At 61.7% G+C, this 14,996-nt stretch carries 15 protein-coding genes; 7 read left to right on the plus strand and 8 right to left on the minus strand.

Annotated elements, in window-relative coordinates; genetic code table 11:
• Nucleotides 1-46 precede the first annotated feature (46 nt).
• From carB to BMX92_RS08580, 3 genes are all read left to right on the plus strand, one after another.
• A complete protein-coding gene (gene carB, locus BMX92_RS08570; protein WP_093014988.1) occupies nt 47-3,382 on the plus strand; it encodes a carbamoyl-phosphate synthase large subunit in 3,336 nt (1,111 codons plus the stop codon).
• An 81-nt stretch (nt 3,383-3,463) separates the two neighbouring features.
• A complete protein-coding gene (gene greA / locus BMX92_RS08575) occupies nt 3,464-3,940 on the plus strand; it encodes a transcription elongation factor GreA (protein WP_093014991.1) in 477 nt (158 codons plus the stop codon).
• A gap of 4 nt (nt 3,941-3,944) precedes the next feature.
• On the plus strand, nt 3,945-4,604 hold the full coding sequence (locus tag BMX92_RS08580) for a rhomboid family intramembrane serine protease (protein ID WP_093014993.1): 660 nt from the start codon (nt 3,945-3,947) through the stop codon (nt 4,602-4,604).
• A gap of 50 nt (nt 4,605-4,654) precedes the next feature.
• Here BMX92_RS08580 and BMX92_RS08585 read toward each other — a convergent pair whose 3' ends face one another.
• From BMX92_RS08585 to BMX92_RS08605, 5 genes are all read right to left on the minus strand, one after another.
• On the minus strand, nt 4,655-4,876 hold the full coding sequence (locus BMX92_RS08585) for a DUF4170 domain-containing protein (protein ID WP_093014995.1): 222 nt from the start codon (nt 4,874-4,876) through the stop codon (nt 4,655-4,657).
• Between the two features lie 104 nt (nt 4,877-4,980).
• Nucleotides 4,981-5,589 carry a DUF883 family protein gene (locus tag BMX92_RS08590; protein WP_093014997.1) on the minus strand — a complete coding sequence of 203 codons (609 nt, stop codon included), beginning with the start codon at nt 5,587-5,589 and terminating at the stop codon, nt 4,981-4,983.
• Nucleotides 5,582-5,905, minus strand: coding sequence for a hypothetical protein (locus tag BMX92_RS08595; protein ID WP_093014999.1), 324 nt, complete (start codon nt 5,903-5,905; stop codon nt 5,582-5,584). The genes BMX92_RS08590 and BMX92_RS08595 overlap by 8 nt, the downstream gene beginning before the upstream one ends.
• Nucleotides 5,902-6,327 carry a phage holin family protein gene (locus BMX92_RS08600; RefSeq protein ID WP_093015001.1) on the minus strand — a complete coding sequence of 142 codons (426 nt, stop codon included), beginning with the start codon at nt 6,325-6,327 and terminating at the stop codon, nt 5,902-5,904. The genes BMX92_RS08595 and BMX92_RS08600 overlap by 4 nt, the downstream gene beginning before the upstream one ends.
• 54 nt (nt 6,328-6,381) lie before the next feature.
• Nucleotides 6,382-6,993 (minus strand): hypothetical protein, encoded by a 612-nt coding sequence (locus BMX92_RS08605; protein ID WP_093015003.1) that lies wholly within the window; start codon nt 6,991-6,993, stop codon nt 6,382-6,384.
• A 228-nt stretch (nt 6,994-7,221) separates the two neighbouring features.
• Here BMX92_RS08605 and eno point away from each other — a divergent pair, with 228 nt between their 5' ends.
• The 4 genes from eno (at nt 7,222) to BMX92_RS08625 (ending at nt 11,567) form a co-directional block, all read left to right on the plus strand.
• Complete coding sequence (gene eno / locus BMX92_RS08610) at nt 7,222-8,496, plus strand: phosphopyruvate hydratase (protein ID WP_093015005.1); 1,275 nt, start codon at nt 7,222-7,224, stop codon at nt 8,494-8,496.
• Between the two features lie 77 nt (nt 8,497-8,573).
• Entirely contained in the window at nt 8,574-8,885 is a 312-nt protein-coding gene (locus tag BMX92_RS08615) for an FtsB family cell division protein (RefSeq protein WP_093015008.1), read from the plus strand.
• Between the two features lie 232 nt (nt 8,886-9,117).
• Complete coding sequence (gene pdhA, locus BMX92_RS08620; RefSeq protein WP_093015011.1) at nt 9,118-10,197, plus strand: pyruvate dehydrogenase (acetyl-transferring) E1 component subunit alpha; 1,080 nt, start codon at nt 9,118-9,120, stop codon at nt 10,195-10,197.
• A complete protein-coding gene (locus BMX92_RS08625) occupies nt 10,197-11,567 on the plus strand; it encodes a pyruvate dehydrogenase complex E1 component subunit beta (RefSeq protein WP_093015014.1) in 1,371 nt (456 codons plus the stop codon). Before pdhA ends, BMX92_RS08625 begins: the two co-directional genes overlap by 1 nt.
• An 85-nt stretch (nt 11,568-11,652) precedes the next feature.
• Here BMX92_RS08625 and BMX92_RS08630 read toward each other — a convergent pair whose 3' ends face one another.
• Genes BMX92_RS08630 through BMX92_RS08640 form a run of 3 tightly spaced genes read right to left on the minus strand, consistent with a single transcriptional unit; the run spans nt 11,653 to nt 14,887 of the window.
• Complete coding sequence (locus BMX92_RS08630) at nt 11,653-12,315, minus strand: TadE/TadG family type IV pilus assembly protein (protein WP_093015017.1); 663 nt, start codon at nt 12,313-12,315, stop codon at nt 11,653-11,655.
• Complete coding sequence (locus BMX92_RS08635; protein ID WP_093015020.1) at nt 12,312-12,899, minus strand: TadE/TadG family type IV pilus assembly protein; 588 nt, start codon at nt 12,897-12,899, stop codon at nt 12,312-12,314. Before BMX92_RS08635 ends, BMX92_RS08630 begins: the two co-directional genes overlap by 4 nt.
• Complete coding sequence (locus BMX92_RS08640; RefSeq protein WP_093015023.1) at nt 12,896-14,887, minus strand: TadE/TadG family type IV pilus assembly protein; 1,992 nt, start codon at nt 14,885-14,887, stop codon at nt 12,896-12,898. The genes BMX92_RS08635 and BMX92_RS08640 overlap by 4 nt, the downstream gene beginning before the upstream one ends.
• Nucleotides 14,888-14,996: the final 109 nt, after the last annotated feature.

The following is a 14,996-nucleotide window of genomic DNA, read 5'->3' on the forward strand; positions in this document are numbered from 1 at the left end:
ACTTAATTCCGATTTGGTTGAACTTCGTAGCTAAGGTCAAATAATCGTGCCCAAACGCACCGACATCTCCTCCATCCTCATCATCGGCGCTGGTCCGATCATTATCGGCCAGGCGTGCGAGTTCGATTATTCGGGCACGCAGGCGGTCAAGGCGCTGAAGGAAGAGGGCTATCGCATCATCCTGGTCAATTCCAACCCGGCCACGATCATGACCGACCCGGAATTTGCCGACGCGACCTATGTCGAGCCGATCACGCCCGAAATCGTGGCGAAGATCATCGAGAAGGAGCGGCCCGATGCGGTGCTGCCGACCATGGGCGGGCAAACGGCGCTGAATACCGCGCTGGCGCTGTTCAACGACGGTACGCTGGAGAAGTTCGGCGTGCAGATGATCGGCGCGGATGCCGAGGCGATCGACAAGGCGGAGGACCGGATCAAGTTCCGCGACGCCATGGACAAGATCGGGCTGGAATCGGCCCGCTCGCGCATCGCGCACACGATGGAAGAGGCGCTGGAGGCGCTGGAATTTACCGGTCTTCCCTCGATCATCCGTCCCAGCTTCACCATGGGCGGCACCGGCGGCGGCATCGCCTATAATCGCGAAGAGTTCGTCAACATCGTGCGCGGTGGTCTGGACGCATCGCCGACGACCGAGGTGCTGATCGAGGAATCGCTGATCGGCTGGAAAGAATATGAGATGGAGGTCGTTCGGGACAAGAACGACAATTGCATCATCATCTGCTCCATCGAGAATGTCGATCCGATGGGCGTCCATACGGGCGACAGCATCACCGTCGCGCCGGCGCTGACGCTGACCGACAAGGAATATCAGATCATGCGCAACGCGAGCATCGCGGTGCTGCGTGAAATCGGCGTGGAAACAGGCGGTTCCAACGTGCAGTTCTCGGTCAATCCGAAGGACGGCCGCCTGATCGTGATCGAGATGAACCCGCGCGTGTCGCGTTCCTCCGCGCTGGCGTCGAAGGCGACCGGCTTCCCGATCGCCAAGGTCGCGGCGAAGCTGGCCGTGGGCTATACGCTGGACGAGATCGAGAATGACATTACCGGGGCGACCCCGGCGTCGTTCGAACCGACGATCGACTATGTTGTGACCAAGATCCCGCGCTTCGCCTTCGAGAAGTTCAAGGGCGCCGAGCCGCTGCTGGGCACGGCGATGAAGTCGGTCGGCGAAGTCATGGCGATCGGCCGCAACATCCATGAATCGATGCAGAAGGCGCTGCGCGGACTGGAAACCGGCCTGTCGGGCTTCAATCAGGTCGATCATCTGGTCGGTGCGCCCAAGGACGACATCATCGCCGCGCTGGCGCAGGCGACGCCCGACCGGCTGCTGGTCGCCGCGCAGGCGCTGCGTGAGGGGCTGTCCGTTCAGGAAATCCACAATATCGCCAAGTTCGATCCCTGGTTCCTGGAGCGGATCAAGGAAATCGTGGACGCGGAAGGCGAAGTGCTGGAAAACGGCCTGCCGCAGGATGCCGATGGCATGCGCCGCCTGAAGTCGATGGGCTTTTCCGACAAGCGGCTCGCCTATCTGGCGCTCAAGTCGGCCAATCTGCGCGGCATGGAACGCGGCATCGCGCGCGGGTCGGGCCTGATCCACGAAGCGGTCAAGGCGATGACCGGCGGCGTGACCGAGGATGAAGTGCGCAAGCTGCGCCACAAGCTGGGTGTGCGCCCCGTCTTCAAGCGCATCGACACCTGCGCCGCCGAGTTCGAGGCGAAGACGCCGTACATGTATTCTACCTATGAAGCGCCGCTGTTCGGCGAGGCGGAGAATGAGGCGCAGCCCAGCGACCGCAAGAAGGTCGTCATTTTGGGCGGTGGTCCAAACCGGATCGGGCAGGGCATCGAGTTCGACTATTGCTGCGTCCATGCCTGTTTCGCGCTGAGCGAGGCTGGCTATGAGACGATCATGGTCAACTGCAACCCGGAAACCGTGTCGACCGACTATGACACGTCCGACCGCCTCTATTTCGAGCCGCTGACGGCGGAAGATGTGCTGGAAATCCTGCACGTCGAAATGTCGAAGGGGACGCTGGCGGGGGTGCTGGTGCAGTTTGGCGGGCAGACGCCGCTGAAGCTGGCGCAGGCGCTGGAGGATGCGGGCGTGCCCATATTGGGTACTTCGCCTGACGCGATCGATCTGGCCGAAGATCGCGAGCGTTTCGCGGCGCTGATCGACAAGCTGAAGCTGAAGCAGCCGGCCAACGGCATCGCCCGCAGCCGGGAGGAAGCGATCGCGGTCGCCAATCGCATCGGCTATCCGGTGCTGATGCGGCCCAGCTATGTTCTGGGCGGCCGGGCGATGGAGATTGTCGACGGTCAGGCGCAACTGGAGGAATATATCACCACCGCCGTTCAGGTGTCGGGTGATTCTCCGGTGCTGATCGACCAGTATCTGCGCGATGCCGTGGAAGTGGACGTCGATGCGCTGTGCGATGGCGACGATGTGGTCGTGGCCGGCGTGTTGCAGCATATCGAGGAAGCGGGCGTTCACTCGGGCGACTCGGCCTGTTCGCTGCCGCCCTACAGCCTGTCGGCGGACATCATCGCGGAAATCGAGCGTCAGACCGAAGTGCTGGCCCATGCTCTGTCGGTGCGTGGCCTGATGAACATCCAGTTCGCGGTGAAGGATGGCGTGGTCTACCTGATCGAGGTCAACCCGCGCGCCAGCCGTACCGTGCCCTTCGTCGCTAAGGCGATCGGCACCCCCATCGCCAAGATCGCGTCGCGCGTGATGGCGGGCGAGAAGATCAAGGATCTGCCCAAGATCGATCGGAATGCGATTTCGCACGTCGCGGTCAAGGAAGCGGTCTTCCCGTTCAACCGCTTCCCCGGTGTCGATCCGGTCCTGTCACCGGAAATGAAGAGCACCGGCGAAGTTATGGGAATCGATAGCAATTTCGCGACTGCTTTCGCCAAGGCGCAGATCGGTGCGGGTACGATATTGCCGACCGAAGGCACCGTGTTCGTATCGGTCAAGGACAGCGACAAGCCGGTGATCCTGCCGGCGGTGCAGAAGCTGTCGACGATGGGTTTCACCATCATCGCGACTGGCGGCACGGCCGCTTATCTGGCGGACCATGGCATCACCATCGAGACCGTCAACAAGGTGGCCGAAGGACGCCCGCACATCGTGGACCGGATTACCGATGGCGACGTGCAGTTGATCTTCAACACCACCGAAGGCTGGCAGTCGCTGAAAGACAGCAAGGCAATCCGCACGTCGGCGCTGCGCGCGAAAGTGGCGATCTTCACCACGGCTGCCGCCGGTGTGGCCGCAGCCGATGCGATCGAGGCGCTTCGGGGGCATGCCCTTGAAGTGCGCTCGCTCCAGTCCTATTATCCCCTGTCGCACGCCTGAACCCCTGAACCAGGAAACATGCTGCGGGTGGCCCCATGGTCGGGGCCGCCAAAGGGAAGTTTTGACGAAGGATTTGCAATAATGGCGACCGTCGAGAAGATGCCGATGCTGCAAATGGGCTATGACAAGCTCAATGCGCAGCTCCGCGAACTGAAGGCCGAACGGCCTTTGATCGTGGACGCCATCGAAGAAGCGCGCGCGCACGGTGATTTGTCCGAAAATGCCGAATATCACGCTGCCAAGGAACGGCAGGGTCAGGTTGAGGCGACGATCAACGATCTGGAGGACAAGATGTCCCGCGCCCAGATCATCGATCCGACAACCCTGTCGGGCGACAAGATCGTGTTCGGCGCGACCGTGACCTTGCTGGACGAGGAAGACAAGCCGGTCAAATATCAGATCGTGGGTCAGGCCGAGGCGGATGCCAAGCTGGGCATGATCAGCTATAACAGCCCGCTGGGCCGGGCGCTGATCGGTCGTGAGATCGGCGACGAGGTGGAAGTGTCGGTCCCGTCGGGCGACAAATTCTACCTGGTCGACAAGATCGCGTTCATCTGACGCCGTGAAACTGCCATCCGGTCGCGCCACCAATGGCATAGCGGCGATCAGCATCGCCGCCTTTGCATTGCTGTATCTGGGTGGATGGGTGAATGATGCCGCCATTGTCGGTGGCTTCATTCCCGCGCGTCTGGGGCAACCCGCCTTGCTGGATGGCATGGCGGCTGCTCCTGCGTGGTTGACCCCGATCAGTTGCACATTGATCCATGCGGGCTGGATGCATATCGGCTTCAACATGTTCATGCTGCTGTTTTGCGGGCGGCAGGTGGAACATGTGCTGGGCTGGGGCGGGACGCTGTTTCTCTACGGCGTCGGCGCCTATGCCGCCTGTCTGGCGCAATGGGTGATCGATCCGGCGTCGACCAATCCGATGGTGGGGGCGAGCGGCGCGATTTCCGCGATTATCGCCACCTATTCGCTACTTTATAGCCAACAACAGGTGCGCCGCATCGGGCCGCTATCGGCTAACGTGGTGCGCGTGCTGTGGCTGGCGGCGGGGTGGATCGGCATCCAGTTGATGATCGGGGTGGCGACTGCGGGAGGTTTTGGCGATCTGGGTCAGATCGCGATTGCCGCGCATATTGGCGGCTTTCTGGCGGGGTTGGTCCTGACGCGCCCGCTGTTGCGCTGGCGGTTTCGGAAAAAGCCGCGGGCGGTGCATTAAAAACAAAACCCGTTCGCCGGGGCGAACGGGTTGAGTTGAGTAGCCAGAAATCAGGCGCTCGGCAGTTCCGGTTCCATCAGGCGGTGCAGGTGCACGATGACATAGCGCATTTCCGCGTCGTCAACGGTGCGTTGGGCCGCGCCGCGCCAGGCCTTTTCGGCCGAAGCATAGTCGGGGAAGATGCCGACCAGATCGACCTTGCTCAGGTCCTGAAATTCCAATGTCTGCGGGTCAGTGACGCGGCCGCCCATCACCAGATGCATCTTGCTCATGGTTTATCTTTTCTCCTTTGGCTGATAGCGGCGCTTTAGCATCGCGACCGCTGCCAGCCAAGGAGCGCAGGGGCATGGATCGATTGCGTTTCCCGCAATCGCGATTAGTTTTTCGGCAATCGTGCCTTGATCGCGTCACTCAGCGCGTCGACCTTGGCCGCAACCAAGGCGGCCACGTCATCGGCCAGCTTCGATGCCTTGGCCGGCAATTCCGCGGATACGACGCTGTCCTTCGCGCTGGAGGCGACATCGCCGGCGGCATGAAAGGCAGTGCTGGCGCCCTGCTTCACGGTTTCGGCGCCATCGACCGCCACATCGCGTGCGGCAACCGCCGCCTCGGCTGCGGCAGCACGGGCGGCGATCGCGGCTTCCACCACCTTCGCGCCGGCGGTGGCGGCGAGGCCCGGCAGCGCCTTCATCGCGCGGCGGCTCTTCGGAAACATCCAGGCGACGACCGCGCCCACGGCCACCGCGCCGGCGACGGCGACGATCGGATGTTCCTGCACGATCTCATTGGCGCGGGCGGCGACACGCTGTGTCTTGTCGCGAGCGTCGCTATAGGCTTCATTCGCCTTGTCGCGGCTGTTCTGGATCAGGTCGCCGGCGCTTTCGCGCGCCTTTTCGGTGCCGTCCTTGATGATGTCGGTTGCGCTGATCGCCGCATCGTTGGCGGCTTCGCGAACGCGGGTCAGTTGGGCGCGGATGTCAGCCATCGTCAGTCTCCGAAATATCCGGTGTAGGGTCAGTAAAGCGAACGTATAGCCGACGGAAAAGTGCCGCCAGCGGACGCCGCGCGAGAAAAAGGGCAAAGGCGCCGGTCGCTGCGCCGAATGCGACGGGGCGTTGCTGCACCTGCACCGCGACCCGCGCCACGCCATCAAGTGCGGCGTTGCTGATCTTGTCCTTCACATCCTGTTTCAGGCGGGCAGGGGCGACGCGCGCCTTGGCGGCATCTGCGCTGGCCATCAGTTGCGCGCGGGCCGCATCCACCCGGACGCAGGATTCGCGATAGGCATTTTCACGGCTCATGCTTTGATCGCCTTTGCCATACGACTGATGCAACCCTTGGCCAGTAGCAGCAGGATCATAGCAACCGCCAATGCACCGCCGACCACGATTAGCGTCGCCCAGATCGGCGCCATATCCTGCGCCAGGGTAATCACCAGACCCACGAGCAACGCAACGATGCTGGAAAAGACCAGTATCAGCGCGATGATGCCCAATATGGCGGCATTGCGCACGCCCACGCCGACAATGCCGAGGCGCAGCTTCTGCCGCTCCGCCTCGGCTGAGGCATAGGCGCGACCGTCCTGATAAAGGCGATTCAATACCTCGCCCACGCTCTCCTGCGGCGGCGTATCTGCACTCGCGCCCGATTGTTCAATGGGCGTGCCGTCAGGCTGCCCGTCGGCGTGCGGCGTTACTACCGTTTCCGCTGGCTCGTCTGTCAATTAACCCTCCGCCCCGCCTTGCGGGCCTGTGCGTCGGTGTTGGGAAAGGACCGGTCAGGCCTTGTCGTCGTCGGAACCCTTGGCAAGGCGCATCAGCACATAGCCGACCACCGCTGCCGCACCGATCGCCACCGCCGGGCTTTTCCGCACGAAATCGCGCGCTTCGCCGAGCAACTGGTCGACATCCTTGCTGTCGAGCGTGTCGGCAGCGCCAGCCACCGATTCCGCCGCCTGACGGGCATAGTCGCCATATTGCGGACCCAGCTTCGCATCGACCGTGCCAGCGGTGTCGGAAATCAGCTTGGCAAGGCTTTGCAGCGTGGTGCCGGTCTTGTCCTTCGCGACGCCGGCAGCGGACTTGGCGGTCTTGCCTGCCTGCTCCTTGATCGGATCGATATGCGCTTTCCAGTCGACGGCATTCAGCTTGTCGACAGCCGCCTTCGCCGTCTTTTCAGCCTGCGCCTTGATCGGCGCGATCTGTGCTGTCCAGCCCTGTGCTGTGGCGCCATTGCCCGGTTTCTTGGGTGCTGCGGCCTTGCGGGTCGCGACCTTCTTGACCGGCGTGGCTGCCGCAGCGGCGGGCTTGGCGGGCTTCGCCTTGACGGGCTTGGCCACAGTCGCCTTCTTCACGCGCTTGACGGGCGGGGTTTCCGGTGTGTCGGCCATCGTCCTCAATCTCCCTTTCATGTCAGCAAAAATGCCGCGCTGCGCGACGGGGTATATGACCCAAATGCTTGGCAACGGCCTACAGTTCCGTTGCCGTTACATTTAGACCATCGGCATTTTTTGCATCTGCGCAACCCCCTGCATTGCCAATATGGAGGGCGCTGTCTAAGCGGGGCGCGAATTCACAGGCCATAGGTCCGCGTTACGACCGCAAGAGCAGGAGCGATCATGACTGCCATTCTTGATATTCACGCCCGTCAGATTCTGGACAGCCGTGGCAACCCCACCGTCGAAGTCGACGTCATGCTGGAAGATGGCAGCTTCGGCCGCGCCGCCGTGCCTTCGGGTGCGTCCACCGGCGCCTATGAAGCGGTCGAAAAGCGCGACGGCGACAAGAGCAAATATCTGGGCAAGGGCGTGCTGACGGCGGTTGCCGCCGTGAACGACGCGATCGCGCAGGAAATCATCGGTCTGGAAGCCGAGGATCAGGCCGAAGTCGACGCCGCGATGATCGCGCTGGACGGGACGGAGAACAAGTCGAACCTGGGCGCCAACGCGATCCTGGGCGTGTCGCTGGCCGTGGCGAAGGCTGCGGCGGATGCGCGCGGCCTGCCGCTCTATCGCTATGTCGGCGGCGTTTCCTCCCATGTTCTGCCGGTGCCGATGATGAACATCATCAACGGCGGCGAACATGCCGACAACCCGATCGACTTCCAGGAGTTCATGATCATGCCGGTCGGGGCGGAAAGCATCGCCGACGCTGTGCGGATCGGCTCGGAAATTTTCCACACGCTCAAGAAGGGGCTCCACGACAAGGGGTTGGCGACGGCGGTCGGCGACGAAGGTGGCTTTGCGCCCAATATCGCCTCGACCCGCGACGCGCTCGACTTCATCATGTTGTCGGTCGAGAAGGCCGGTTACAAGCCGGGCGACGACGTCGTGCTGGCGCTGGACTGCGCTGCGACCGAATTCTTCAAGAACGGCAAGTACGAGATTTCGGGCGAAGGCCTGTCGCTCTCGCCGGTCGAGATGGCCGATTATCTGGCCGCGCTGTGCGCCGACTATCCGATCAAGTCGATCGAGGACGGCATGAGCGAAGATGATTTCGAAGGCTGGAAGGCGCTGACCGACAAGATCGGCAACAAGGTGCAGCTGGTCGGCGACGACCTGTTCGTGACCAACCCGGCGCGTCTGGCCATGGGCATCGGTAAAGGCCTCGCCAATTCGTTGCTGGTGAAGGTCAACCAGATCGGTACGTTGACGGAGACGCTGGCGGCCGTCGATCTGGCGCACCGTTCGCGCTACACCGCAGTCATGTCGCACCGTTCGGGCGAGACCGAGGACGCGACCATCGCCGACCTCGCCGTCGCCACCAATTGCGGTCAGATCAAGACCGGTTCGCTGGCCCGTTCGGACCGGCTTGCAAAATATAATCAGCTCATCCGTATCGAGGAAGAACTGGGCGATGTCGCCGTCTATGCGGGTCGTTCGATCTTCCGTTAAGCTGTAAGAGAATCGGCTGGTCGCAAGCGTTTGAATTTTCGCTTGCGGCCAGCCGAATCCTGTGATTCATCTGACTTATGGCGCATATCGCGAAACTCCGTCTTCTGCTTTTCTCGGCCCTTGGCCCTGCGATCGCGCTGCTCTTGCTGCTGTTCTTCGCCGGCTATGTCGTGCTGGGATCAAACGGGGTGTTGGCATGGGGCGATTACACGCGCCAGCTGCATGCGGCGCAGGCGGAACTCAAGCAGACCCAGCATGCGCAGGCGGAATTGCGCAATCGCGTGGACGCGCTGAACCCGCGTCGGGTCGATCCCGATCTGGCGGACGAATTGATCCGCCGCCAGCTCGGTGTGATTCACCATGACGAAGTGGTCGTGCCGCTCAATTGACGTTACGGAAGCGTAAAGCCTGCGAAATGATTTTGCGCAGAAAAGCATGTCCTAGCAATTTTGCTGCGAGCGCGTTTTGCTGGTCTGTGACACAGCCGTTCAAAGCCATCAATTTTCGGTAATAGCTATTGGTTCTGGCCGGATTCCGCGGGGTCCGCAGTTGCAATATATGCAACTCTGCCGCTATATCGGACTTCCTTCCATCCTACCTCCACGCAAAAGGATAATAGCCTTGGCGAAACCAACCACGCCGCGCGCTGCGAGCGCAAAGGCAAAGGCGGCTGCACCCGCCCCTGCCGGTGCGGACCATAACCGGCCCCGCCCGGAAACGCCGACCGACTATAAGGCCAGCAAGGAAGAACTGCTGGAATTCTATCGGCAGATGGTCCTCATCCGCCGTTTCGAGGAAAAGGCCGGCCAGCTTTATGGTCTCGGTTTCATCGGCGGCTTCTGCCATCTCTATATCGGTCAGGAAGCGGTCGCCGTCGGCATCCAGTCGGCTTTGAAGCCCGGCAAGGACAGCGTCATCACCGGCTATCGCGACCATGGCCACATGCTGGCCTATGGCATCGATCCCAAGGTCATCATGGCCGAACTGACCGGCCGCGAAGCGGGTATCTCGCGCGGCAAGGGCGGTTCGATGCACATGTTCAGCGTCGAACATAAATTCTTCGGCGGCCACGGCATCGTCGGTGCGCAGGTGTCGCTCGGTGCGGGCCTCGGCTTCGCGCACAAGTACAACAATGACGGCGGCGTCTGCGTCGCCTATTTCGGTGACGGCGCGGCCAATCAGGGCCAGGTCTATGAATCCTTCAACATGGCCGAACTGTGGAAGCTCCCGATCATCTTCGTGATCGAGAACAACCAGTACGCCATGGGCACCAGCGTCAACCGCGCATCGTCGGAAGACCAGCTTTATCGCCGTGGCGAGAGCTTCCGCATCCCCGGCATCCAGGTCGACGGCATGGACGTGCTCGCCGTGCGCGGCGCGACCGAGGAAGCGCTCAAGTGGGTGCAGGAAGGCAATGGCCCGATCCTGCTCGAAATGAAGACCTACCGCTATCGCGGCCACTCCATGTCCGACCCGGCCAAGTACCGGTCGCGCGACGAAGTGCAGGCCGTGCGCGAAAAGTCCGACCCGATCGAGGGCGTGAAGAAATATCTGATCGATGCCGGCGTCAGCGAAGACGAGATCAAGGTTATCGATCAGGACATCCGCAAGGTCGTGGCCGAAGCCGCCGACTTCGCCGAAACTTCGCCTGAACCCGAAGCGCATGAACTCTATACCGACGTGCTGGTGGAGCAATATTAATGGGTATCGAAATCAAGATGCCGGCACTCTCGCCGACGATGGAAGAGGGCACGCTGGCCAAATGGCTGGTGAAGGAAGGCGACGAAGTGAAGTCGGGCGATATCCTGGCGGAAATCGAAACCGACAAGGCGACGATGGAATTCGAAGCTGTCGATGAAGGTCTGATCGGCAAGATCATGATCGCTGAAGGCACCGAAGGCGTGAAGGTCGGCACCGTCATCGCGACGATGGCGGGTGAAGATGGCGAGGCTGCCCCGGCCCCTGCTGCTCCGGCGGCCGCAGCGCCGAAGGCGGAGGAAGCGCCCAAGAAGGCCGAGAGCGGCACGTCCAAGCTGGCGTCGGAAGCCCGTGCGACCGTGCAGGACCCGGACCTTCCGGCCGGCACCGAATTCGTCAAGACGACCGTCCGCGAAGCGCTGCGTGACGCGATGGCGGAAGAGATGCGTGCCGATGAGCGCGTGTTCGTGATGGGTGAAGAGGTCGCCGAATATCAGGGCGCCTATAAGGTGACCCAGGGCCTGCTGGCCGAATTCGGCGACAAGCGCGTCATCGACACGCCGATCACCGAATATGGCTTTGCCGGCATCGGTGCGGGCGCGGCCATGGGCGGCCTGCGCCCGGTCATCGAGTTCATGACGTTCAACTTCGCCATGCAGGCGATCGACCACATCATCAACTCGGCCGCCAAGACCAACTATATGTCCGGCGGCCAGATGCGCTGCCCGATCGTGTTCCGTGGTCCCAACGGCGCGGCCAGCCGCGTCGGCGCGCAGCACAGCCAGAATTATGGCCCCTGGTATGCCGCCGTCCCCGGCCTGATCGTCATCGCGCCTTATGACGCGGCCGACGCCAAGGGCCTGCTGAAGGCCGCGATCCGCTCGACCGACCCGGTCGTGTTCCTGGAGAATGAACTTCTCTACGGTCGCAGCTTCGACGTGCCCAAGGTCGACGACTATGTCCTGCCGATCGGCAAGGCCCGCATCATGCGTCCGGGCAAGGACGTGACTTTGGTCAGCTATTCGATCGGCGTGGGCCTGGCGCTGGATGCAGCGGAAACGCTGGCGGCCGAGGGCATCGACGCCGAAGTGATCGACCTGCGCACGCTGCGCCCGCTCGACACGGCGACGGTGCTGGAAAGCCTGAAGAAGACCAACCGCCTGGTCGTGGTGGAAGAAGGCTGGCCGACCTGCTCGATCGCGTCGGAAATCGCCGCCGTCGTGATGGAAAAGGGCTTCGACGATCTCGACGCCCCGGTCCTGCGCGTCACCAACGAGGATGTGCCGCTGCCTTATGCCGCCAACCTCGAAAAGGCGGCGCTGATCGACGCGGCCCGTGTGGTCGAAGCGGCCAAGAAGGTCTGCTACAAGTAAGATCGGCTATCGTCGGAAACAGGAAAGGGCGGCTCGAAGGAGCCGCCCTTTTTCATATCCCGTCGATGTCGTCTCTGCCTGTGGTTCAGGTGCAGGCGGCGGTCGCCGACGTTGCAAGACTGCCGGCATTCTTGATCGCCTGGTCGGTTCGCTCGCGCACATTGAATGCGCTGGAATAGCGAATGACCTTGTTGCCGAAGATGGCATTGCTGATCAACGGCTGATAATTATAGGCGACCTCAACGAACATGACGGCCGTGCCGCTGGCGGACTTCACCTTGGTGGAGGCCGTCGTGCCCGGTCCCATGCCGTCCTTCATGCTGGCACTTGTCTTGCCGTCATTGGCGACGCCATAGCTGGAGACGAAAGGCCCGCTGCCCCAGCAACGTTGCCACCGTATATACTGGCCTTCGTTCGATCCGGTCAGGCCATTGGGTTCCAGGTCAGACAGGAAAACCCGACCATTGTCCTTCAGCTTCAGCGATGCCGTCGACAGATCCGCGCCGGTCAGGATTTCATTGACGTCCGCTTCATCGATGGATGTGCGCACGCGCGCGGCATTGTCCGCGATCAGCATCGCGACCTGACTGACGCGTAGATGGGCCAGCGCCAGATTGGCACATTCCAGTCCTGCCATGCACAGGATGACCAGAACCGGCAAGGAAAAGGCGAATTCGATCAGCGCCAGGCCGCGATCATCGCGGCGCAGGCGGCGGACAAAGCGATATAGGCGCGTGATATTGCTCATGAACAACGGATCGTTGGTGTGCTCTGGTTGGACCAGGGCTGGTTGCGGACCATGGTGGTGGCGGTGGCGGACTGGGTGGCGCTCCATCCCAGCATCTTAGCCATGGGGAACAGGCGCGGCATCGATACCGTCACTTCATAATAGACGATGTCGTCCGCACCGCCCAGACCGCTGGCGCCACTGTTTGTATCGTAGCTGCCATTATTATTGGCATCCTCATAACAATCACCGGCGTTGTAGGTGCCGAGCGGCGCCGTGTCGGTGGTGATCTTCTCCGGCTTGCCCACGCGCGAGAAATTATAATAGCTTTTCTTGGTCGTGGAGGTCGTCCCGTTCTTCGAATTGATCGCCGACATCTGCTGTTCGATATAGGTGTCGATCTGGGTGGCGTTGAGCGTGCCGACGGAGGCCGCGCGGGCGGCTTTCTCCAGCACACCGCGGGTCACCGCGCGCAAATAGGATTGATAGGCGAGGTCGCCGATGCCCATGATCGTCAGGATCAACACCGGCGCGACCAGCCCGAATTCCAGCAAAGTCGCGCCGCGCCTGTTGTCGCGCAGACAGGTCAGGAAGCGCCGGATCATTGCGACAGCCGCAACCCGCCGATATTCTTGGCGATATCCTTGAACTTCTGGCTGAGCGCGGACGCGGTATAGGCCATCGTCCAGTGGTTCGACGATGAAGCGCAGCCCTGGAGCGGCGTCTGGATGTCGCCTTCCGACTGGTTGCGGAAGCCGATGACCCAGACGGTAATGCCCTTGCCCTTGATGGCGTTGCACAGCATCGTCAGACGGTTGTTATGTATAGAGGTCAGATTGGCGTCACTGGTGCTGGTGGCTGCGACACGGCCGTCCAGCAACTGATAGCCATAGGCGCCATAGACTGCCTGATAGGCGCTCATGTCCCCATCCGTCATGAAGACGATGTGGCGGGAGATGTTGAAGCCGTTCGGCGCACTGGCATTGTCGGTGGCGAACAGCCCGGTGGGCGACAGGAAGCGGGCGCCCCACAGCATGCCGATGTCATGATAGGTGCCACCGACGGCGACCAGACCGTCGACATAGCTGTTGAAGCTGCTGGACTGTCCGGTCGGCGTGGCCGTGCGGCTGGCATAGCTCGTCAGGCGGCGTGCCTGGCTGGGGCAGGCATTCCAACCGCCGCTGATACGGGTGGCGCTGTTCAGATAGGCGCCGGCGCGCGTGAATTCGACCTCCGGCCAGTGCGGGCGCCATTTGGTGTCCTGATCATCTGGGTCCGGTATCTCGTCGATGTTGAGATCATGGGCGTCGTCTGGCACCGTCGCGGTCGAACTGGTGGCCGTGATGGTCTTGTCGGTCTTTCGTTCTTCGATACAACCCGACCAGCTTGCGGTCGACGGCACGGGATTGCCGCTTGTGTCGTTGGGCGAACTGCTGTGATAAGTCGGATTGGCCACGGCGTTACCCGTGATGAAGTCGGACACAGGCCACTTATACTGACCATATTGCCAGCTATATTGCGGCGTCTGGGTAGTCGTGCTGGTCTGCGTTTCCACATAATTATTATAGGTAACGGAGGTATAGGCCTGCGTGCGTGAGCCTCTGCTGCCGCCGCAACTGCCGGACGAGCTATAGTCGGTGCCGGTGGAGGTGCGCGTCGTCGTTGTCGTGGTCGTGATCACGCCATTGCTGTCGGTCGAACTTGTCGATGTCGGATTGTTCGTCGTCACCGTTTTCGTATCACTCGGCACGGACGGGCAACTGTTGCTGGGACCTGCGGTGCCGCTGCCATTGCTGGTCGACCCGGACGTATAGTTCCAACTGCCGTTGCTGGTGGAACTGTTGTAGCTGCTGATATAGCGGCGTCGGGTCTGATAGTCCCAGGTTTCCCCGCTGATACCGCCGACCAGCGCCGTTGTCGGCAACTGATAGCCGACATTGACGGTCGAGCTATAGGGCATGAAGCCATAGCGGATGCGACCGGTGGTGTCGGAGCCGGCGCCGAGCGTATCGTAGAAATCCTTCACCGCCTGCTTCAGCGCGGCCATGCGGGTGGTCGTGCCACCATTGCCGTCCGAAATGGCAGAGGTCATGGAGCCGGTCGTGTCTAGCACCAGCATGACGTCGGTATTGCCGATGTCGAACCGGCTTTCGCAGGTCACTTCCAGCGGGAGGGTTTCATAGCGGAAAATTTTCATCACCGTGGTCGGCATGGTGGTGGATGCCGTAACCTGAACGGTGGTGGTTTCCCCGGGCTTGCTTCGAATGACGGGGGTAAACCGTTCCGACTGGAACGTCTCTTGCGGGAAGTTGAAATTGAAAAATTTCGTTGCTTCGGTAATGTCCGACGAAGACATGGTCGACCCGGTCATCGCGCGGCGCCCGGCCAAAGCGGCGGCGTCGCAGGCCTGTTGCAAGCGGGCGCGCGCCATATAGGCGCGGCCCATGTCGAGGCCGCCGCCGATCAGCGCCGCAAGCGGGATGATCGCCGCGGCGACGATCGCCATGGTGTTACCCGCCTGATTCTTCGCCAGACGCCCCAGAAAGCCCAATTGCCGATCCTTTGACTTGCCCATATGCCCGCAATCACCCATGTCGCGTCCGCCATAATCAGGACGGACAGCTTGCCTGCCTATGCAGGCTCACTCGTTAGAATGTGTATGAGGAAGATGGTTAAAGGACCGATAATCTCCGTAAGCCGCC

Source organism: Sphingobium sp. YR768, assembly GCF_900111125.1.
In the GTDB taxonomy this organism is placed as follows: Bacteria; Pseudomonadota; Alphaproteobacteria; order Sphingomonadales; family Sphingomonadaceae; genus Sphingobium.

Coding starts and splice junctions, on each gene's coding strand:
- greA (WP_093014991.1), top strand. CDS start 3,464: ATGGCGACCGTCGAGAAGATGCCGATGCTGCAAATGGGCTATGACAAG.
- BMX92_RS08585 (WP_093014995.1), bottom strand. CDS start 4,876: ATGAGCAAGATGCATCTGGTGATGGGCGGCCGCGTCACTGACCCGCAG.
- BMX92_RS08590 (WP_093014997.1), bottom strand. CDS start 5,589: ATGGCTGACATCCGCGCCCAACTGACCCGCGTTCGCGAAGCCGCCAAC.
- BMX92_RS08595 (WP_093014999.1), bottom strand. CDS start 5,905: ATGAGCCGTGAAAATGCCTATCGCGAATCCTGCGTCCGGGTGGATGCG.
- BMX92_RS08605 (WP_093015003.1), bottom strand. CDS start 6,993: ATGGCCGACACACCGGAAACCCCGCCCGTCAAGCGCGTGAAGAAGGCG.
- eno (WP_093015005.1), top strand. CDS start 7,222: ATGACTGCCATTCTTGATATTCACGCCCGTCAGATTCTGGACAGCCGT.
- BMX92_RS08615 (WP_093015008.1), top strand. CDS start 8,574: ATGGCGCATATCGCGAAACTCCGTCTTCTGCTTTTCTCGGCCCTTGGC.
- BMX92_RS08625 (WP_093015014.1), top strand. CDS start 10,197: ATGGGTATCGAAATCAAGATGCCGGCACTCTCGCCGACGATGGAAGAG.
- BMX92_RS08630 (WP_093015017.1), bottom strand. CDS start 12,315: ATGAGCAATATCACGCGCCTATATCGCTTTGTCCGCCGCCTGCGCCGC.
- BMX92_RS08635 (WP_093015020.1), bottom strand. CDS start 12,899: ATGATCCGGCGCTTCCTGACCTGTCTGCGCGACAACAGGCGCGGCGCG.
- BMX92_RS08640 (WP_093015023.1), bottom strand. CDS start 14,887: ATGGGTGATTGCGGGCATATGGGCAAGTCAAAGGATCGGCAATTGGGC.